At 70.7% G+C, this 18,509-nt stretch carries 17 protein-coding genes; 14 read left to right on the top strand and 3 right to left on the bottom strand.

Annotated features, from left to right (window positions below; genetic code table 11):
* Window positions 1-193: 193 nt before the first annotated feature.
* The 4 genes from ACH4YP_RS11435 (at window position 194) to ACH4YP_RS11420 (ending at window position 4,674) form a co-directional block, all read left to right on the top strand.
* Window positions 194-1,801, top strand: coding sequence for an alpha/beta hydrolase (locus ACH4YP_RS11435; RefSeq protein ID WP_398490381.1), 1,608 nt, complete (start codon window positions 194-196; stop codon window positions 1,799-1,801).
* A gap of 306 nt (window positions 1,802-2,107) precedes the next feature.
* Window positions 2,108-2,311, top strand: a complete 204-nt coding sequence (locus tag ACH4YP_RS11430) for a cold-shock protein (RefSeq protein ID WP_055611897.1) — start codon at window positions 2,108-2,110, stop codon at window positions 2,309-2,311.
* 319 nt (window positions 2,312-2,630) lie between these two features.
* Window positions 2,631-4,148: a DEAD/DEAH box helicase gene (locus ACH4YP_RS11425; protein WP_398490380.1), complete on the top strand. Its 1,518-nt coding sequence runs from the start codon at window positions 2,631-2,633 to the stop codon at window positions 4,146-4,148.
* Window positions 4,149-4,350: 202 nt separating this feature from the next.
* Entirely contained in the window at window positions 4,351-4,674 is a 324-nt protein-coding gene (locus ACH4YP_RS11420) for an SCO5918 family protein (RefSeq protein WP_361064961.1), read from the top strand.
* 127 nt (window positions 4,675-4,801) lie between these two features.
* Here the strand turns inward: ACH4YP_RS11420 and ACH4YP_RS11415 are convergent, their stop codons facing one another.
* The gene (locus ACH4YP_RS11415) at window positions 4,802-5,242 is read right to left on the bottom strand and encodes a hypothetical protein (protein WP_398490379.1); all 441 of its coding nucleotides are present in this window, start codon (window positions 5,240-5,242) and stop codon (window positions 4,802-4,804) included.
* 524 nt (window positions 5,243-5,766) lie between these two features.
* On the opposite strand from ACH4YP_RS11415, the gene ACH4YP_RS11410 reads away from it, so the two are divergent.
* Complete coding sequence (locus ACH4YP_RS11410; RefSeq protein ID WP_361064967.1) at window positions 5,767-6,105, top strand: MerR family transcriptional regulator; 339 nt, start codon at window positions 5,767-5,769, stop codon at window positions 6,103-6,105.
* Here ACH4YP_RS11410 and ACH4YP_RS11405 read toward each other — a convergent pair.
* Together ACH4YP_RS11405 and ACH4YP_RS11400 are read right to left on the bottom strand one after the other, a co-directional pair.
* Window positions 6,053-7,678, bottom strand: coding sequence for a PH domain-containing protein (locus ACH4YP_RS11405; RefSeq protein WP_398490378.1), 1,626 nt, complete (start codon window positions 7,676-7,678; stop codon window positions 6,053-6,055). The genes ACH4YP_RS11410 and ACH4YP_RS11405 overlap by 53 nt on opposite strands.
* A gap of 141 nt (window positions 7,679-7,819) precedes the next feature.
* Window positions 7,820-9,211 carry an MFS transporter gene (locus tag ACH4YP_RS11400; protein WP_398490377.1) on the bottom strand — a complete coding sequence of 464 codons (1,392 nt, stop codon included), beginning with the start codon at window positions 9,209-9,211 and terminating at the stop codon, window positions 7,820-7,822.
* 554 nt (window positions 9,212-9,765) lie between these two features.
* On the opposite strand from ACH4YP_RS11400, the gene ACH4YP_RS11395 reads away from it, so the two are divergent.
* The 9 genes from ACH4YP_RS11395 to ACH4YP_RS11355 all read left to right on the top strand — a co-directional run bounded on the left by ACH4YP_RS11395 (window position 9,766) and on the right by ACH4YP_RS11355 (window position 18,506).
* Window positions 9,766-10,593: a 2-amino-3,7-dideoxy-D-threo-hept-6-ulosonate synthase gene (locus ACH4YP_RS11395; RefSeq protein WP_398490376.1), complete on the top strand. Its 828-nt coding sequence runs from the start codon at window positions 9,766-9,768 to the stop codon at window positions 10,591-10,593.
* The gene (locus ACH4YP_RS11390) at window positions 10,590-11,864 is read left to right on the top strand and encodes a 3-dehydroquinate synthase II family protein (protein ID WP_398490375.1); all 1,275 of its coding nucleotides are present in this window, start codon (window positions 10,590-10,592) and stop codon (window positions 11,862-11,864) included. Before ACH4YP_RS11395 ends, ACH4YP_RS11390 begins: the two co-directional genes overlap by 4 nt.
* A gap of 77 nt (window positions 11,865-11,941) precedes the next feature.
* On the top strand, window positions 11,942-13,333 hold the full coding sequence (locus ACH4YP_RS11385) for a class I adenylate-forming enzyme family protein (protein WP_398490546.1): 1,392 nt from the start codon (window positions 11,942-11,944) through the stop codon (window positions 13,331-13,333).
* A 56-nt stretch (window positions 13,334-13,389) separates the two neighbouring features.
* Entirely contained in the window at window positions 13,390-13,665 is a 276-nt protein-coding gene (locus tag ACH4YP_RS11380; RefSeq protein ID WP_361064981.1) for a phosphopantetheine-binding protein, read from the top strand.
* Entirely contained in the window at window positions 13,662-13,982 is a 321-nt protein-coding gene (locus ACH4YP_RS11375) for an acyl carrier protein (protein WP_361064984.1), read from the top strand. The genes ACH4YP_RS11380 and ACH4YP_RS11375 overlap by 4 nt, the downstream gene beginning before the upstream one ends.
* On the top strand, window positions 13,972-15,258 hold the full coding sequence (locus tag ACH4YP_RS11370) for a beta-ketoacyl-[acyl-carrier-protein] synthase family protein (RefSeq protein WP_398490372.1): 1,287 nt from the start codon (window positions 13,972-13,974) through the stop codon (window positions 15,256-15,258). The genes ACH4YP_RS11375 and ACH4YP_RS11370 overlap by 11 nt, the downstream gene beginning before the upstream one ends.
* Window positions 15,255-16,208 carry a hypothetical protein gene (locus ACH4YP_RS11365; protein ID WP_361064989.1) on the top strand — a complete coding sequence of 318 codons (954 nt, stop codon included), beginning with the start codon at window positions 15,255-15,257 and terminating at the stop codon, window positions 16,206-16,208. Before ACH4YP_RS11370 ends, ACH4YP_RS11365 begins: the two co-directional genes overlap by 4 nt.
* A complete protein-coding gene (locus tag ACH4YP_RS11360) occupies window positions 16,195-17,904 on the top strand; it encodes a class I adenylate-forming enzyme family protein (protein ID WP_398490369.1) in 1,710 nt (569 codons plus the stop codon). Before ACH4YP_RS11365 ends, ACH4YP_RS11360 begins: the two co-directional genes overlap by 14 nt.
* Window positions 17,901-18,506 (top strand): hypothetical protein, encoded by a 606-nt coding sequence (locus tag ACH4YP_RS11355; RefSeq protein WP_398490367.1) that lies wholly within the window; start codon window positions 17,901-17,903, stop codon window positions 18,504-18,506. The genes ACH4YP_RS11360 and ACH4YP_RS11355 overlap by 4 nt, the downstream gene beginning before the upstream one ends.
* The last annotated feature ends 3 nt before the right edge of the window (window positions 18,507-18,509 follow it).

The raw sequence follows: 18,509 nt of genomic DNA, 5'->3' as shown, positions 1-18,509 counted from the left end.
GAGCTAGAAATTCTCCGAACTCACATTGACCAGTGGGCTCTTGGTGTCACACCAGTTCGAGGGGAAACACTCAGTGACAACGCACGATCATGTCTTGCCCGGCCGGGACGGCCGCTCGACGCGTCGGCCGAGACGCGAGTCCGCTGCCGGGGCGCGGAAGGGGCTCACGCGCCTGAGGATCGCCGCGGCCGCGGTGACCGCACTCGTCGTCGCCGGGTCGGGGGCCCCGGCGACGGCCGCCCAGACGGACCCGACGACATCGACCACAGCGACGACATCGACGGCCTCGCTGCCGGCGCCGCCCGTACCGTCCCTCTCCTGGACCGACTGCCAGGGCGGCTTCGAATGCGCCAACGCCGACGTGCCGCTGGACTACCGGGCGCCCGAGGGCCGCAAGATCACCCTGGCGGTCATCCGCAAGAAGGCGGCCGATCAGTCGAAGCGCAAGGGCACCCTCTTCATGCAGCCCGGCGGCCCGGGCAACTCCGGCGTGGACTTCGTCCGCGGCAACTACGGTGACCTGCCCGCCGCCCTGCGCGACTCCTTCGACGTCTTCGGCTACGACGTACGAGGCGTCGCGCGCAGCTCGGCGCTCGAATGCTGGGACGACACGCGGTACACCAAGGCCGTCACCGACGCGAAGGGCGCCCCGGGCCCCGACGCCTTCGGCCCGGCCCTGCGCGAGGCCGCCGAGTTCAACCAGGCCTGCACGGACAAGTCGGCCGACCTGCTGCCGTTCGTCGGCACCGAGTACGTCGCCCGTGACATCGACCTGCTGCGCCAGGCCCTGGGCGAGGAGCAACTCACCTACTACGGCCGGTCGTTCGGCACGTACATCGGTACGGTCTATGCCGCGCTCTTCCCGAAGCGGGTGCGCGCCCTGGCGCTCGACGGGGCGTACGACCCGGTGCACTACGCCAACCGGCCGTACTCCTACGACAAGCCCCAGTACCTGGCCCTGGACGGCGCGATGGGCCGCTTCCTCGACTGGTGCAAGGCCGACCAGGCCACCTGCGGGTTCGGGGACGGCGACCCCCGCGCGGCGTTCGAGAAGCTCAAGCGCGACCTGGACGCCAGCCCGGTGCCGACCGCGAGCGGCGGGCTGGCCAACGGCTACACCCTGGTCTACCGGCTGATGTTCAACATCAACGAGGGCAAGGTCATCTGGCCCGCGTTCGGCGAGGCCCTGCGCAAGGCCCAGCAGCGCGACAACACCTCGTTCCTGCTGCGTCCGCCGTCCCCGGGCAGCTTCGACTTCCTGGTCCCGAACGTGGTCGTCGAGTGCGTCGACAAGGACTACCCGCGCGACCGGGCCCTGCTGAAGCGGAACGTCACCGCCTACGCCAAGGCGGCGCCGCTGCTCGGCCCGGCCATGGCCTTCGGCCCGCCGACCTACGACCACCAGCACGCCACGGCCTGCACCCAGTGGCCCGGCGAGCGCGTCAGCCGCTACGACGGCTCCTACCGCGCCAAGGGCTCCAAGCCGATCCTCGTCCTCGGCACCACCGGCGACCCGGACACCCCCTACCAGGACGCGGTGGCGCTGTCGCGGCAGCTCGACAACGCCTCGCTGCTCACGTTCAAGGCGGAGGGGCACACCGCCTTCGGGCGGAGCGTCTGCGCCACGGACGCGGTCACGGGCTACCTGGTGGACCTGAAGGTCCCGGCCAAGGGCACGACCTGCGCGGACGAGACCCAGCCGCCGACCGTCACGCCCAAGGTGGCCCCGCCCGGCACGACGCTGGGTGAGCTCCGCAACGGCGTCAACGAGCGCCTGGACCGGCTCGGCTCGCTGCGCTGAGCCACCCGACGCACGTACTCCGACCGACACCGATCGACGCCTGGGGCGTCGGGCCCCTCCCGGCCCGGCGCCCCAGGCGCGTCAATATCTGTGCCCGCGAAGTAAGAAATGAACACGACGCGCGATGAACATTCCTTCCTCGACAGGCAGAGCAGAATTATCCTCCGCACACGCCCGACCGCAGCGTGCTACTCTCGATCTCAGTTGCAGTTGTGGTTCCCGAAATCTTTAACACGGGGCGATCATCACAGCGACTCGAAGTTCACAAGTTGTGGATTTCGACGCACCCCCGTAAGGAGATTCAACATGGCTGCAGGCACCGTGAAGTGGTTCAACGCGGAAAAGGGCTTCGGCTTCATCGAGCAGGACGGCGGCGGCGCTGACGTCTTCGCCCACTACTCGAACATCGCCGCCCAGGGCTTCCGCGAGCTGCAGGAGGGCCAGAAGGTCACCTTCGACATCGCCCAGGGCCAGAAGGGCCCGACGGCCGAGAACATCGTTCCCGCCTGACGCTGACGCGTACTTCGCAGCTGGGGCCCGCACCTTGGGGTGCGGGCCCCAGCTCGCTGCTTTCCAGAAAACCCGCTCCCGACCGCTCCCCGGGAATGCTCGGACCGACGCTCCGGTTGACATACTGCCGGACCCTCCCACACGGAATACCCGGCCACACCGCCGGAATATCGCCTGTCACTTCAGCGACGTATCCCGCGAGCATTCCCCGCCGATCCGATTCGGCCCCCCATTTCCTCCGGCTCGTTCTTGCAATTCTCTGCGCTGCTCATTTGCTGCGGGAATTCCTTGATACGTGCCTCATCAAGGAAGGTTCCGCATGAACCGCACACGCACGAACGACCGCTTCTCCCGCACCCGTTCGGGAGGATCCACCCGCACGGGCGGCTCGGGCTCCGGAAGGGGCGGCGGCTACTCCGGTGGCTCGCGCCGCTCCGAGGGCTACAGCAGCCGTCAACGGTCCGCGCCGCAGGGCGAGTTCGCACTGCCGGTGACGACCACCCCCGCGCTGCCCGCCGTCGAGGCGTTCGCCGAGCTCGACATGCCGGAGCAGCTGCTGGCCGCTCTCGGCCGGGAGGGCGTGACCGTGCCGTTCCCGATCCAGGGGGCGACCCTGCCGAACTCCCTCGCGGGACGTGACGTACTCGGCCGTGGCCGCACCGGATCGGGCAAGACCCTCGCCTTCGGTCTCGCGCTCCTCGCCCGTACGGCGGGCCTGCGCGCCGAGCCGAGGCAGCCGCTGGCCCTCGTCCTCGTACCCACCCGCGAGCTGGCCCAGCAGGTCACCGACGCACTCACCCCGTACGCCCGCTCCCTGTCGCTGCGGCTCGCCACCGTGGTCGGCGGGATGCCGATCGGCCGGCAGGCCGGTGCGCTGCGTGCCGGTGCCGAGGTCGTCGTCGCGACGCCGGGCCGGCTCAAGGACCTCATCGAGCGCGGCGACTGCCGGCTGGGCCAGGTCGCCATCACCGTCCTCGACGAGGCCGACCAGATGGCCGACATGGGCTTCATGCCCCAGGTCACCGAACTGCTCAACCAGGTGCGGCCCGAGGGTCAGCGGATGCTGTTCTCGGCCACGCTCGACCGCAACGTCGACCTGCTGGTCCGCCGCTACCTCTCCGACCCGGTGGTCCACTCCGTCGACCCGTCCCAGGGCGCGGTCACCACGATGGAGCACCACGTCCTCCACGTGCACGGCGCGGACAAGCACCGCACGACCACCGAGATCGCGGCGCGCGAGGGCCGGGTCCTCATGTTCCTGGACACCAAGCACGCGGTGGACCGGCTGACCGAGCACCTGCTGAACAGCGGTGTCCGGGCGGCGGCCCTGCACGGCGGCAAGTCCCAGCCGCAGCGCACGCGGACCCTGACCCAGTTCAAGACCGGGCATGTCACGGTGCTGGTGGCGACCAACGTCGCGGCTCGCGGCATCCACGTCGACAACCTCGACCTGGTCGTGAACGTCGACCCGCCCAGCGACCACAAGGACTACCTGCACCGCGGCGGCCGTACGGCCCGCGCGGGCGAGTCCGGCAGTGTCGTCACGCTGGTGACGCCCAACCAGCGCCGCGACATGAGCCGGCTGATGGCCGCCGCGGGCATCACCCCGCAGACCACTCAAGTGCGTTCCGGCGAAGCGGAGTTGAACCGCATCACGGGCGCCCAGGCCCCCTCGGGCGTCCCGGTCGTCATCACCGCTCCGGTCGCGGACCGTCCGCGGCGCGGCGCCTCCTCCTCGTCCCGGGGCCGTCGCGGCCGTACGGGCGGCAAGGGCCGCCCCACCGGCGAGGGCCGCCGCACGCCCCAGCGACCGTCCGCCACCGGTGCGGCGGCCTAGGTCCCGCTCTCACCTTCCCGTCGCTCACCCGGGGTGCGGCGCACCGGTCGGCGTCCGGTGCGTACTCTCGAAGGGCAGTGGGGGAGCGGGCCGGGCGTCGTCCGGCGTCCTGGCGCTCTCCCGCTGATCCGCACCCGGCCGGCCCGGGTCCCTCTCTGCTTTCCTCTCCTCCGTCCCACCCCTCCCTTCCCTGTGAGGCATCATGCGCTGCGTCATCGCCCGGTTCCCGTTCGACCTCGACAAGAGCGGGGTCCTGGACTCGATGAAGGGCGTCAAGCCCGAGGAAATCACGGGCGAGTCCGTGATCATCGGCCGCCGCCACTACCCCGTCAAGCAGGTGGGCGAGGTCATCACCCGGCAGGACCGCCGTGACTTCACCAGCGGAGAGGTCGTACGGGCCATGACCCGGCTCGGCTTCACCTGCCACGCCGGCCCCGCGCCCGAGCCCGCCCCGGCCGCCGCCACACCGCTCCAGACCGCGTCGGCGCTGCTCGGCAGCCCGGCCCCGGCCCCCCTGGGCCTGTGACGACCGGCGAAAGCCGGCACCAGTACGTACCACTCCCCGGCTGACACCGGGGAACAGCGATGAGGGCCCTGCCGACGCGCGTCGGCAGGGCCCTCATCGCTGTCCGGAGCGGGTCGGGTACGGCGGTTCAGTGGTCGGAGTAGCTGACGTCGCCCACGGTCCAGGCGCTGACGTCCTCGATCGCGACGCGGTACATCCCGCCCGTCTCGGGAATCCCGATGTTGCCCTGGAGGATCCGGGCGAGGTGGAAGTGCAGATACGCGGGTGGCTCGCCGTGGCCGCCGCGGTCGCCGCCCTCGGGACCGTTCTCGGTGCTGTTCTCGGGACCGTTCTCGGGGCCGTTCTCGGGGCCGCCCGCTGTCGGCTCGGCGCCGAAGACCGCGGAGAACGGGCCCAGCCGGTCCGAATCGTTCAGGACCTCCGACACCCGCTCCCGCCACACGGCTTCTGGAGCGAGCCGGCCGGTGATGACGGCACCGCCGACCACCACGGTCAGCGACATCTGATTGCTCTGCCCGGACTCCACGAGGGCGGAGATGTCCACGAGGAGCCGGTCGGGTTTCGTCATGGAAGCCGAGTCTATTCAGCGGCTCGGCCCGCCTCGCCCGCCCGGCCCCGCCCGACGCCACCCGGTCCCGCCAGGGCGTCACCCGGTGTTACCGGCCGTCACCCTGGAGCGCAGAATACCTACGCCTCAAGCGAACCGAAATCTATTCTCGCCAGAGTAGACATTGGCCTACGTCGTGGCTAAGGTTTCTCTCGTAGACAAGGTCGAGAGAGACCCGGCAGACACGAACTGGCGGGTAGAGGACGACAGTTTCACCACAGGTCCCGAGTAAGAAGGGAAGGAGCAGACGCCATCAGGATCGCCCGGCCAGGGCATCATCCGGCCGGGTACCGCAAGACCCCGGATTGGAAGGTGGTCCACGGTCACGCATTCGCGATCCCCGCACACCCGCCCGTCTACCGGGCCGGACTGCGGAATCAGAAGGTCGGCGCAGCAGTAGAGCCGACAGATGGTGTTCAATTTCCTTCGGGGCCCTGGTGCCGTTCGGCGCCAGGGCCCCTCGACGCGTTGGTCAACGAGGTGACATGACAGCAGATACTCCGCTCAGCGGTCGTCTGGAAGACGACGACTACCCCGCGTACACGATGGGCCGGGCAGCCGAGATGCTCGGCACCACCCCGGGTTTCCTCCGGGCCATCGGCGAGGCACGGCTGATCACTCCGCTCCGCTCCGAGGGCGGGCACCGGCGGTACTCCCGCTACCAGCTACGGATCGCCGCGCGCGCCCGCGAACTCGTCGACCAGGGAACCCCTGTCGAAGCAGCCTGCCGCATCGTCATCCTCGAGGACCAGCTAGAGGAAGCACAGCGCATCAACGCCGAGTACCGCCGCGCCGCGAACGGGGCACCTGAGACTCCCGCCTGAGCGGGTCGGAGGCCAGTTCGTGGAGTACGCGGGTCAGGTCGGCCGGGGCCGCCGCGAGACGGACGAGGGTGCCCTCGTCGTCGAGTTCGGCGATGTGCCAGCCGCTGGGGACGGTGTCGCCGTCGCTGCCCCGGACGCGCCGCACCTCCGTGACCACGAGCCGCTCCACCGGGACCGGCTTCGCCGCGAACCTGCCCGGGCCGGGGTGGGGCGTCACCGCGAGCGGCCCGCCGCCGAGGACGACATGGGTGCCGAAGCCGTACGGGTTGTAGTCGGTGTGATCCAGGAAGCGGGCGGCCAGGAACACGTCGTCCTCCGGGTCCGGCACCTCGGCGAACCCGCTGTCCCCTCCTGTCGCTCCCGTTCCTGTCACTCCCGTGACTCCGGTCGCTTCGTTCTCCCCGGGCGTACGGATGCGGGTGGCACGCCACGCCCGGACGAGGAAGGCGAGTGTGGCCGCCGAGCCCGTGACCGCCCAGGTGATCGCCACGGGATCGGTGAGCAGGGTCGTGGGGTGGAGGTGGGCGAGCGGCAGCAGCCACAGGGCCGTGCCGACGAGGGCGCCCGCGAACGGCAGGGCCGACGGGAGGACCTCGTCGTCGGGCAGCCGGCGCCCGCGCAGGCGGAGCAGCACCCGGGCGGCGGGGTAGCCCGCGCCGAGCAGGCACACGGCAGCGACGACGGCCAGCTCTCCGGAGGCGGTGACGTGCAGTCGGTACACGTGACGCTCGCCGACGACCTCCCTCACCTCACCGCGCCAGACGGTCAGTTCGACGCTGTCGCCGGGGCGGAACATCTCCGCGCCGTCCGACGAAACCGCGAGCCGGTCCATCGGCCGGCCGCCGACGAAGTACAGCCAACTGCTCTTGTTCCTGGACCGGGTGGCGTCGGTCCGTGCGATCACGGCGGTCAGGGTGGTCAGGCACTCGTCGCGCTCCGCGGCGGGTGTCCCGGCGGTGCACGGGGTGGCCGAACGCCATGCCCGCTCCCCCGACGCGGCGTCCGGCACGGACCAGGCGGCCAGGCCCGCGCCCCCGAGCAGCAGCACGCACAACGCCAGCGACCCGGCCCACCCGCGCCCGGCGGTGCGGTACGAGACGACGGCGACGTGGCCCGACTCCGGTGTTCCGTGGAGCCGGTGCAGCGCACGGAACGCGTCCACCTTCGCGTCGAAGTCCGGGTCGTCGTGGGACCAGCTCCGCGGCTGCGGCAGGAGCAGCCTGCGTCCGTCACGCAGCAACAGGCTGACGCCACGGGTGTCCTGGACCCGCGAAGTGTGCGCGTACTTCAGGCGTACGCGGACGCCGGCGATGTCTCCCCAGCGCACGCTCCGGCGGCGCAGCAGCGTCCAGGAGTGCACGCCGTACGTGTCGGCGCGTACCCGCGCGGTCGCCTTGTACAACGCCCAGGCGCCCACCAGCCCGAGAAGCAGGCCGACGCCCAGCCCCGCATCCGGTCCCCCGTACGCCAGACGCACCGCGGCCGCACCCGCCCCGGCCACCCCCAGCCCGACGAAGAACCACAGGACACGTCCTCCGAAGGGGCGGCAACTCACTTCCCGCACGTCGGCCATGTCCGACACCCTGTCACCGCCCGCCGGGCACGCGCCTTTGCCGGACACGGCAGCATTCGCCCCGCCGACACTGCCGACCCGGGGCCGCCCACCGTGAACTGGGGCCGGCCCCACCGGTCGGGGCCCCTGACCGGGGTCCCGTCAGCTGTCGAACTCCAGGTCTCGGGTCTCCGGGAGGGCCAGTAGGCACAGGAGGCTCAGTAGGCAGAGGGTGCCGGTGTAGAAGCCGAGGACCAGGGGGGATTCCCAGTGGGTGTTCAGCCAGGTGGCGACCAGTGGGGCGAAGCCGCCGCCGAGGGTGTTGGCGAGGATGAAGGCCGCGGAGGCGCCGGTGTAGCGCAGCCGGGCCGGGAACAGCTCCGGGAGGAAGGCCGCCACCGGGGAGAACATCAGCGCGAGGAGCATCAGGCCGACCGTGTAGGCGCCGGTGATCACCAGGCCGTTGCGTGAGCTGAGCGAGGCGTACATGGGTATCGCCCACACCACGCAGCCGACGGCCCCGGTCAGCATCACCGGGCGGCGGCCGATCCGGTCGGACAGCCTGGCGACCGGGAGGGTGATGGCGATTCCGGCCGCCGCGCCGATACTCGCGGCCGTCAGCATGGTGTTCTGGGGGATGCCGAGTTCCTTGGGCCCGTACGAAATGCTGTAGACGATCGTCAGGTAGTAGACGGCCGAGCCGCCGATCGCCGCGCCCGTGCCGAGCAGCACCCGGCCGGGGTACCGCTTGAGCAGTGTGACCAGTGGAAAGCGGGAGGACGTCACGGGTTCGGCCGGCGGCCGCGTCCTGCGGTCCGTCGTCGCGTCGAACACCGGTGACTCCGAGACCGTCGTACGCACCCACAGGCCGATCACCACGAGCACGGTGCTGAGCAGGAACGGGATGCGCCAGGCCCAGTCGACGAAACCGTCCCGGCCCACGATGTTCAGGGTGGGCAGGATGACGGCGGTGGAGAGCAGGAAGCCGAGCGAGGGGCCGGCCTGCGGGATGGACGCGTACAGCGCGCGGCGGCCGGGCGGTGCGTGTTCCGCGGCGAGGAGCACCGCGCCGCCCCACTCGCCGCCCATGCTGACGCCCTGGAGCAGACGGAGCGTCACCAGCAGTACGGGGGCGAGGAGTCCGGCACTCTCGTACGTGGGGAGCAGTCCTACGCCGACCGTGGCCACGCCCATCAGCAGGAGCGAGGCGACCAGGGCCTTTCGGCGGCCCAGCCGGTCACCGATCGTGCCGAACAGGACGACGCCCAGGGGGCGGGAGAGGAAGGCCGCGGCGAACGTGAGGAACGCGGCCAGGGAGGAGACGGTGGCGTTGCCCGAGGGGAAGAAGGCGGGGCCGAGGACGAGTGCGCTCGCGGTGCCGTACACCGCGAAGTCGTAGTACTCGATCGTGGTGCCGACCAGGCTGGCGACGGCGACCCGCGGGGCCTCGGCCCTCCCGGCGGACGGCTCGGCGGTCTTCGCCGCCGGCGGTGGGGACGCGGCCGGTCTGGGGCCGGCGGTCTCGGGAGCGGTCTTGAACGGTAATTCGGGCATGGGGAGTCACTTCCGGTACGCCCGGTCCGTACGGTCCGGGTGCAGATGGGGGGACGGCCTCGCATGAAACACGTTCCGGAGCGCGCCTGACACCCTAAGCCCGAAAATTCAATTTCGACAAGGAAGCCCGAAAGAAAAACCACACGTCCGAATAACCGAACACGCGCGAGAATTGTCTGCCATTTACACGTGACATCCGTACATCCGTGGGAAAGCGTCCGATGCGGTCACGCGCGGGGGCAGACCTCCTCAATGCGCATAGAGCACACCACACCCGCCACCTTGGCATTTGCCACACAACACCCCACGAACAGCACCCTCCGGTGGCGTCAACCCCGCCATACCTGTCAAATCACTGTCAATATTAATTCCCGACCCCGAATAAAAATTCGCCGATGATCACGCCTTGCCAACGGGCGATTACGCGTGAATGCTGATGGCCGACTGAACTTGAAAGTTCTACGACCATCGTTTTTCGGACATGGAGACCGCAACAGGATGTCGCGGTTCGGCTTTCTTAAATGCGGCCTCCGGGCTGGGAAGGCGCATTACCCATGCTGAAAACTGGCAAGCTATTACGCTTGAGAAGACTTTCGCTCGCGGGTGACGACCGGCACCTGCTCGTCCCGCTCGACCACAGCGTTTCGGACGGCCCGATCGTCCCCGCCGACAAGTGGGACGACCTGCTGCGCGCACTGGTGGCCGGCGGGGCCGACGGGATCATCGTCCACAAGGGGCGGGCGAGCGCCTTGCCGCCGGACATCCTGAAGAACTGCGCCCTGGTGGTGCACCTGAGCGCCAGCACCGCCCGCTCCGCCGACGTCCACGCCAAGGTGCTGGTCGCCGACGTCGAGGAGGCGCTGCGGCTCGGCGCCGACGCGGTCAGCGTCCATGTGAACATCGGCTCGGACACCGAGGCCCAGCAGCTCGCCGACCTGGGGGCGGTGGCCCGTTCCTGCGACGCGTGGGGCATGCCGCTGATCGCGATGGTCTACCCCCGCGGCCCCCGCATCGAGGACCCTCGCGACCCCGGCCTCCTCGCCCATCTGGCCAACGTCGCCGCCGACCTGGGCGCGGACATGGTGAAGACCTCCGTCGCCCTGCCGATCGACCGGATGGCCGAGGTCGTGGCCAACAGCCCCATCCCCGTCCTCGCCGCCGGCGGTCCGCCGGACGGCTCCGACCTGGTCGAGTACGGCGCCGCCGTGATGGCCACCGGCTGCCGGGGGCTGGCCATCGGCCGCCGGATCTTCTCGGCCCCCTCGCCCGCCGCGCTGGTGTCCCGGCTCGCGGCGGTCGTCCACGGTGTGCCCGGCGGCAACGGCATCACAGATGACATGCGCATGACTAACTATTCGACGATCGTGGCAGGAGTCGCATGAGGTTCGCATGGATCGATCTCCGTGAGGTCCCCCGTCCGCAGCTCCAGGCGGTGGTGGACGCGGCCGTCCACAGCCGCATGGCCGGAGTCGTGGCCACCGACGCCGAGTTGCTCGGGACGCTGCCGCCGACGGTGACCCGGGTGCTGGTCACCGATGCTCCGGCTACGGCTACGGGCGCGGCCGCCGCGAAGAAGCCCGGCGGTGACAGGTCCAGCGACAGGTCCAGCGACAAGCCCGGAGACAAGCTCAGCGAGAAGGAGGTGAAGAGTGCCAACCTCCCCTCCGGGAAGGGCAGTTCCCCGGCCGTCACCAGCGCCGGTGCCGGTGCCGGTGCCAGCACCGGAATAGACCTCCACCTGCGGAAGTTCGGCACCCAGGAGGAGCTGGACGCCCTCGCCGCGGACAACCGTGCCGCTGGTGGCACGCCCGCCGCCGGGTTCGTCGACGTACGGGACGACCGCACCCTGACCCTGTCCTGCGCGGGCGCCATGGCGTTGCCGTACACCGTCATCCACTTCGCGGACCCGACCAAGATCCCGTTGGAGATCGTGCTCGCCGCGGCCGAGTCGGCCGAGGGTAAACTGGTGACCGTCGTGGACGGTCTGGAGGAGGCGGCCATCGTCTTCGACGTCCTCGAACGCGGCTCGGACGGCATCCTGTTCACGCCCCGCAGCGCCGACGAAGTGTTCGCGCTGGCAGGGCTGTTGGAGGCCACCACACCCCAACTGGAGCTGTCCACACTGACCGTGGAGAGCATCCGGCACGTCGGACTCGGCGACCGGGTCTGCGTGGACACCTGCTCGCACTTCGAGGAGGACGAGGGCATCCTCGTCGGCTCGTACTCCTCCGGGTTCGTGCTCTGCTGCAGCGAGACCCACCCGCTGCCGTACATGCCGACCAGGCCGTTCCGGGTCAACGCCGGTGCCCTGCACTCGTACACGCTCGGGCCCGACAACCGCACCAGCTACCTCAGCGAGGTGGGTTCCGGCAGCGTCCTGCTCGGGGTCGGCGCCGACGGCCGCACCCGGCGGGTCGTGGTCGGCCGCGCCAAGCTGGAGTCCCGGCCGCTCCTGGAGATCCGTACCCACGCCGAGGACGGACGGCTGGTCAGTCTGACCGTGCAGGACGACTGGCACGTACGGGTGCTCGGCCCGGGCGGGAAGGTCCTCAACGTCACCGAACTGCGGACGGGCGACGAACTGCTCGGCTATCTGGCCACGGACAAGCGCCATGTGGGCCTGCCCATCGGCGAGTTCTGCAAGGAGGTCTGATGGCCGGCGGCCTGAGAGACCCCCTGAGAGCCGGCGACCTGTCCAGCGGTCCCGTGGACGACGACGGGACGGGCGGGATGGGTTCCCTCGTCCGGCGGCTGTTCGACTCGCGGGACGACACCCTGCCGTATCTGACACATCAACAGGAGACCGTCAGCCGGGGCGAGTTACGGGAGCGGGTGGCCAAGCAGGCCGCCGTGTTCGCCGGGTTCGGCATCGGGCCGGGCAGCGCCGTGGGGCTGCGGACTCCGCCCAGCTTCACCCAGGTCGAGGTGCTGCTCGCGCTGTGGCGCCTTGGCGCACAGGTCATGCTCTTCGACTTCCGGCTCAAACCGGCCGAGGTGGCGGCGCTCTGCACGTCCTGCCGGCCGCAGTTCATGGTCCGGGCGGGCTCCAACGTCCAGGCGACGTTCGGCTTCCGGCCCGAGTACGAGGTCGTCACCGAGTGCCGTGGAACGGGCCGGCCGGCCACCACCGGGCACCGACTGGTCCAGTTCAGCTCGGGCTCCACCGGGCGGCCCAAGGTGATCGGCAGGACCGCCGCGTCGCTCGCCGCCGAGGTGGACCGCTTCGCCGGGATCACCGGGATGCCGGGCGAGGGCGACCGCGTACTGCTGCTCAGTTCGACGGCGCACAGTTTCGGCCTGGTCGCCGGGCTGCTGCACTCACTGGCGGCCGGCGTCTCCGTCGTCTTCGCGCCCCGGATCTCGGCCCGCGACCTCCTGCGGACCGCGGTGGACCACCGGGTCACCGCCCTGTTCGGGGTGCCGATGCACTACGAACTGCTCGCCGCCGCCGGCGATCCCCCCGAACTTCCCGACCTGCGGGTCGCGGTGTCGGGCGGCGAACTGATGCCGCCGGACGTCGCCGCCCGGTTCACCGAGCGGTACGGGGTGCCGGTCGGCGAGTCCTACGGCACCACCGAGAGCGGCGTCGTCGCCATGGACGTCGGCGGCACGCTGCGGCCGTCGGTCGGCCCGGCCGCGCCCGGCATGGTCGTACGGGTACGGCAGGGCGAACTGGACGTCGCCCTCGACGAGTCGCCGTACCTCTTCGACTCCGGCGGTACGCAGTACGCGGACGGCTGGCTGCGTACGCGGGACCGGGCGACGGTGGACGGCACCGGGGCCGTGCGGGTGCACGGCCGTGCCGACTCCCTCGTCGTGATCGGCGGTCTCAAGGTCGACCTCACCGAGGTCGAGAACGTGCTGCGGGGGCATCCCGCGGTTGAGCAGGCGATCGTGGTTCACGAGGGTGTGACCGAGGCGTACGTCGTGACCTCCGCCGCCGCCGGTTCGGCCGCAGGCGAGGGGCCTACCGCCGAGGAGTTGCTGCGGTGGTGTCGGGAGCGGCTCGCCGACTACAAGTTGCCGCGGGTGGTACGGCTGTTGGACGCGTTGCCTCGTACGTCCAACGGGAAGCTCGTGCGCCAGCCGACGCTGTTGCGTGAACGCGCCCCGCGCCCCTGAAGTGGGCGCCCCCCATTTTCGTTCACTGGATTTTCCTTCACTGGAGTTTTCTGATCATGAGTACGTCAACGTTGGAAGACGAGATCCGTGAGTTCGTGCTGGGCACCGTCATCGACGAGATGAACATCCTGATGAGCCGTGACGGCATCACGGACGAGAGTCCGGTGACCGTCGGTGGGCTGGATCTGGACTCGTTGAGTCTGATCGAGCTCACGTTGCGGCTGGAGTCGCGGTTCGGTGTGGAGATACCGGACACCGACATCGAACCCCTGGCCACCCTGACCCTCGGCTCCCTCGTCGCCGAGATCGTCCGACGCGGTGCCAAGGCATGAGTACGGGGGCCACGGCGAGCGACGCACGCGAGGGGGAACCCGCGCTCTCCCCCCTCACCACCGACACCGTCCGCGAACTGCTGGCGGACCGCAAGATCTTCCCCGGCGTGCCCGACGAACTCGGTGAGGACACCGAACTGATCCTGGACTCCCTGGGGTTGGTGTGGCTGCTGCACGTGGTGGAGGAGCGGTACGGGCTGGTCGTGGAGCCCAGCTACGAGGACATCGCCGGGTTCACCTCGCTGCGGCGGCTCGCCGACTATCTGCGCGCCGCCCAGACGGACCGCCCGGAAGGGGGCGGCCCCGATGAGCGGTGACGTGACCGTCACCGGGTTCGGTGTGCGTACCGCGTTCGGTACGGGGGCCGACGCCTTGCGGCGGGGGGTGTTCGCGGGGGTTCCGTCGTTCACGGCCACGACCCGGTTCGACACCGAGCCCTACCGTACGGCGATGGCGGGGGCCGCGGCCGATGGGCCCGGCGGTGTCGAGGGCTGGGCCCTGCGGTATGCCCTCGCCGAGTGCGGCGCCGAAGCCCTTTCCATGGCGGGGCTCGCCCCGGGGACGGAGGCTGCCGTACTGCTCGGTGTGGCCGGGGATCACACGAGCGTGACGCGGTATTGGCGGGGCGCCGGGTCGGATGCGGGCCGCGGGTCGGATGTGGCTGGTCGCGCCCCCGAAGAGGCGCCCGCGCGCGGGACCTCCACCGGAATGGAGCGAGTTGCCGATGCCACGCCCGCCACCGCCACCTCCACCTCCACCGCCACCAAGCGAGTCGCCGACGCCGTGCCCGCTCGGCTGACCGAACTCCTCGCCGGGGAGCTCGGGTTGACCGGGCCCCGGCTCACCTTCACCAACGCCTGTGTCGCCTCCGCCGCCGCGATCATCCACGCCTGCCGGCTGATCTCCTCCGGGCGGATCGACGTGGCCGTCTGCGCGGGCGGCTATCTGGTGGAGGAGGAGACGTTCGGGAAGTTCGACTCCGGGCGGGCGCTGTCGCGTGACGGGATGGTGCGGCCGTTCAGCGCCGACCGCAGTGGGCTGCTGCTCGGCGACGGTGTGGCCGCCGTCGTGCTGGAGTCCGCGGAGCATGCCCGGCGCCGCGGTGCCCGGCCGCTGGCGAACGTGGTGGGCTGGGGCGCGGCCTCGGACGCCCACCACATCGCCCAGCCGCACCCGGAAGGTGTCGGACTCGCCCGCGCGGCCCGGCAGGCGATGCGGCTCGCCGGCGACCCGGACGGGACCGCCCTCGACTACGTCAACGCCCATGGCACCGGCACCAAGTACAACGACGGGGCCGAGACCCGCGGGCTGCGGGCCGCCTTCCCCGAGCGGGCCGAGTCGATACCGGTCAGCTCGACCAAGAGCACCACCGGCCATCTCCTGGAGGCGGCGGGCGTCGTGGAGTTCGTCATCACGATGCTGGCCCTGACGGACGGCGTACTGCCGCCGACCGCCGGATTCACCGCGCCCGACCCGGAGTGCGACCTCGACTACGTGCCGAACGAGCCGCGCCGGGCCGACCCCCGCCGGGCCCTCACCGTCAACGCCGCCTTCGGGGGCGCCAACACCGCACTCGTTCTGGAGCGGCCGTGACCCCGACACAGAACACGACGACCAGGAACGGGAACACCAAGACCAGGAACGGGAACACCACGACTGCCACCGCGAACTCCCGTAAAACCACGCTACGTTCACCCCTCGGCATCCTCACCACCGCCACCGCCACCCACGGCACCGGGCGGGACGACGACATCCCGCTGCCGAGGCTTCCCGGCTTCGTGGAGTCGGCCTTCAGCCCGCTGGCGTACGAGGCCGCCCGGCAGTGCCTCGCCGAACGGCCCGATGGGGGCACCTCCCGGTCGAGCGGAGCCGAGAGTGGGGGAGGCTCGCGTACCGCGGTGGCACTGGCGAGTACGGCCGGTGACACCACCACCGCGGACGTGGCCAGCCGGCGCATGGTCTCCGGGCGGGTCCACAACCCGCTGCTGTTCATGCAGGCCACCCCCAACTCCGTACTCGGCTGTCTGAGCCGGGAGTTCGGGATCACCGGCCAGATGTTCAGCCTCTCCACCCTCGACGACCCGGTGACCGAACTGCTCTCCATGGCGGATCTCCTCCTGGAGGACCCGGAGGTGGACCGGGTCCTGGTGGTGGGCGTGGAGCTGGGCGGCAGCGAGCGGCTGACCGCCGTGCACGAGGAACTGGCCGACGGTCACGGCCACTTGGCCCCGGCACTTCCCGCGTCCGCCGGACTCGCGGCGGCGGTCCTGCTCGGCCGCCCCGGCACCGGAGCACCGGTCTCGATCCGGTCGGCCGAGGCGTACGACAACGAAACCGAAACCCACAGCGGCACTGACGTTGCCCGGCGGCCCGGCGACATCCAGAGCCTGTTCGACCTGGCCGCCGCCCACCAGCGGCTACTGCGGGAGGGCGGGAGTCACCTCCTGGTGACCGGCTCGCGCGCGCCCGCGTTCCTCCTCACCGCCGATACAGAGGCAACGACCGACGCAAGGAACGAGACGGAGACCCATGCTCATCAGTAGACAGGAGCGGGCGCGGATCTGCTCCGACACCGAACTCGGCGCCGGCAACGTACTGGAGCGCCTGACCGCGTACGGCCGGCCGCTCGACGAACCCGTGCTGTGGACGGACGGCGGCTGGCGGGCGCCGGACGGCGGCCGGCCCGAGACGCTGACGCTCGGGCAGCTGAACGAGGTGGTCGAGACGTACGCCGGCCGGTACGCCGCCCAGGGTGTGCGGCCCCGCGACCCGGTCGCCGTCCACTCCTACTCCAGCACCGAGTTCGCGGTGAACTTCCTGGCGCTGACGGCCCTCGGCGCCGTCCCCTCGTTCGTCAACGGCAATCTGCCCCCGGAGACCGCCCGGGAGTACGTACGACGGCAGGGCGCGGTCGGCGCCTTCACCGACCGCGAGCACCATGACGTGCTGTCGCCGGTGGAGGGGGCAGAAGGGGCGGACCGGCTCGGCTTCTGCGTCACCGCCGCCGACATCCGCCCGGAGCACCGCGAGTTGCTCCCGTCCTCCTATCCGTACCGGCACGACCCCACCGACCCGGTGCTCATCTCGCACTCCTCCGGAACCACCGGTATGCCCAAGGGAGTTCCGCACACGCACCGGACGCTGATGTACGCGCAGGTGCACCGGCTGCGCTACTCCACCGGCACCGACATGGCCCGCACCCTGGTGGGGCTGCCGGGCGCGCACAACGCCATGGTGGCGACACTGCTGTACTGCCTGCTGCTGCGTACGGACATCAAGCTGCTCTCCAGCCAGCGCGGCGCCCAAGTGCTGGATGCCATCGAGGAGTTCGGGCCCACCACCGTCCTCGCCTTCGCCGGGACCTTCGGCGAGATGGCCGCCGAGACGCTCGCGGACCGTGATCTGTCGAGCGTGCAGGTGTGGTTCAACACCGGGGACGCGGCCCACGAGGCGCACATCCGGGCCCTCGTCCAGCACGGCAGCCACCGGACGATGGGCAAGGACCTGCGGCTCGTACACGTCGAGGGCTCCGTCTTCGTGGACGGGCTCGGCTCCTCGGAGGCCGGGTACTCGGTCTTCCACAACCGGCACACCAAGGACACGTCCGCGTACTCGCGCTGTGTCGGCAAGCCCATCAGCTTCGCCGAGGCCGCCGTGCTCGCCGAGGACGGCACCCCGCTGCCGCCCGGGCGGATCGGCCGCCTCGGCCTCAAGTCGCCGACACTCACGCCCGGTTACTGGAACGACTCGCTGACCTGGAACCGGATGCGGCTGGGCGGCTACTGGCTCACCGGGGACCTCGCGCAGCAGGACGAGGAGGGCAACTTCTACCACCTGGACCGGGCACCGGACGCCGTCCGCACCCGCGACGGGATCCTCTTCAGCACCCGCACCGAGGAACTCCTGCTGCGGGAACTGCCCGAGCTGGCCGACTGCACGGTCGTCGGGGTCGCACCCGAGGGCGTACGGGCCGACTGGGACGGCGACGGGGAGGCCGAGGCGTACGCGCTGCTCCAACTCGCCGACGAGGAGAGCGCGGACGACGAGGGCGCCGACGAAGAGAGCGGCGACGGGGACGAGTTGTGGATCGGGCGGGTCAACGCCGTGCTCTCCGCCGCCGGGTTCCCCCCGGTCACCCGCGCCCTGCGGATGAAGCCCGACGACGTGGCCAAGGGGGCCACCGGCAAGGTCCTCAAACGCGTGATGCGCGACCGGTTCGCCGCCAGGGGGCAGGTGTGAGTGCCGACGAGGTCAACCAGCGCGCGCAGACGGTGGAGGCGTACCGGCTGTGGTGGCAGCACGACGCCCACTGGTACCAGGGGGTGGCGAGCCGCTTCGGGCAGCAGGCCGCGAACGAGATCAACGCCGAGGCGCTCCGCAAGGTCGCCCTGCACGTCGGACAGCGCGTAACCCGCAGGTCCGGACCGCTCCCGGACAGCGGCGACAGCGGTGAAAAGGGTGGCAGCGGCGACAACGGCAAATCCCTGGAAGAGCTGCGCCGCCGCTACGACGAGTGCGGCGACCGGATGTTCCTGCGGGAGCTGCGCAACGCCTCCACCGAGGTCGAGGAGGTGACCGAGGACGACGGCCTGATCGTGCTCACGCTGCGGCGGAACTTCGCCATCACCATGGTCCGGATGGCCGGTTCGCTGGAGGGCTACCGGTGCCCGTGCACCGACATCCACGCGGGCTGGTCCGAGGGGCTCGGCGTGACCCTGACGGAGAACCGGGCCGAGAGCTGTCTGCGCGACGGCGACAAGGCGTGCCGTCTGCTGATGCGGGTCGCCACGCCTGTCACTCCCCCCGCTCCCGTTTCCTCCGCCACCACCACGGAGGGCTGAACC

It is taken from the genome of Streptomyces sp. NPDC020747 (assembly GCF_044334695.1).
Taxonomy (GTDB): domain Bacteria; phylum Actinomycetota; class Actinomycetes; order Streptomycetales; family Streptomycetaceae; genus Streptomyces.
The sequence above is the reverse complement of the archived record's forward strand: the minus strand, read 5'-3'. Positions and strand labels throughout refer to the sequence as shown.

What these genes read in the sequence shown, in the direction of transcription:
- ACH4YP_RS11430 (WP_055611897.1), top strand. Translation starts at nt 2,108, where the DNA reads ATGGCTGCAGGCACCGTGAAGTGGTTCAACGCGGAAAAGGGCTTCGGC.
- ACH4YP_RS11425 (WP_398490380.1), top strand. Translation starts at nt 2,631, where the DNA reads ATGAACCGCACACGCACGAACGACCGCTTCTCCCGCACCCGTTCGGGA.
- ACH4YP_RS11420 (WP_361064961.1), top strand. Translation starts at nt 4,351, where the DNA reads ATGCGCTGCGTCATCGCCCGGTTCCCGTTCGACCTCGACAAGAGCGGG.
- ACH4YP_RS11415 (WP_398490379.1), bottom strand. Translation starts at nt 5,242, where the DNA reads ATGACGAAACCCGACCGGCTCCTCGTGGACATCTCCGCCCTCGTGGAG.
- ACH4YP_RS11410 (WP_361064967.1), top strand. Translation starts at nt 5,767, where the DNA reads ATGACAGCAGATACTCCGCTCAGCGGTCGTCTGGAAGACGACGACTAC.
- ACH4YP_RS11405 (WP_398490378.1), bottom strand. Translation starts at nt 7,678, where the DNA reads ATGGCCGACGTGCGGGAAGTGAGTTGCCGCCCCTTCGGAGGACGTGTC.
- ACH4YP_RS11400 (WP_398490377.1), bottom strand. Translation starts at nt 9,211, where the DNA reads ATGCCCGAATTACCGTTCAAGACCGCTCCCGAGACCGCCGGCCCCAGA.
- ACH4YP_RS11395 (WP_398490376.1), top strand. Translation starts at nt 9,766, where the DNA reads ATGCTGAAAACTGGCAAGCTATTACGCTTGAGAAGACTTTCGCTCGCG.
- ACH4YP_RS11390 (WP_398490375.1), top strand. Translation starts at nt 10,590, where the DNA reads ATGAGGTTCGCATGGATCGATCTCCGTGAGGTCCCCCGTCCGCAGCTC.
- ACH4YP_RS11385 (WP_398490546.1), top strand. Translation starts at nt 11,942, where the DNA reads ATGGGTTCCCTCGTCCGGCGGCTGTTCGACTCGCGGGACGACACCCTG.
- ACH4YP_RS11380 (WP_361064981.1), top strand. Translation starts at nt 13,390, where the DNA reads ATGAGTACGTCAACGTTGGAAGACGAGATCCGTGAGTTCGTGCTGGGC.
- ACH4YP_RS11375 (WP_361064984.1), top strand. Translation starts at nt 13,662, where the DNA reads ATGAGTACGGGGGCCACGGCGAGCGACGCACGCGAGGGGGAACCCGCG.
- ACH4YP_RS11370 (WP_398490372.1), top strand. Translation starts at nt 13,972, where the DNA reads ATGAGCGGTGACGTGACCGTCACCGGGTTCGGTGTGCGTACCGCGTTC.
- ACH4YP_RS11360 (WP_398490369.1), top strand. Translation starts at nt 16,195, where the DNA reads ATGCTCATCAGTAGACAGGAGCGGGCGCGGATCTGCTCCGACACCGAA.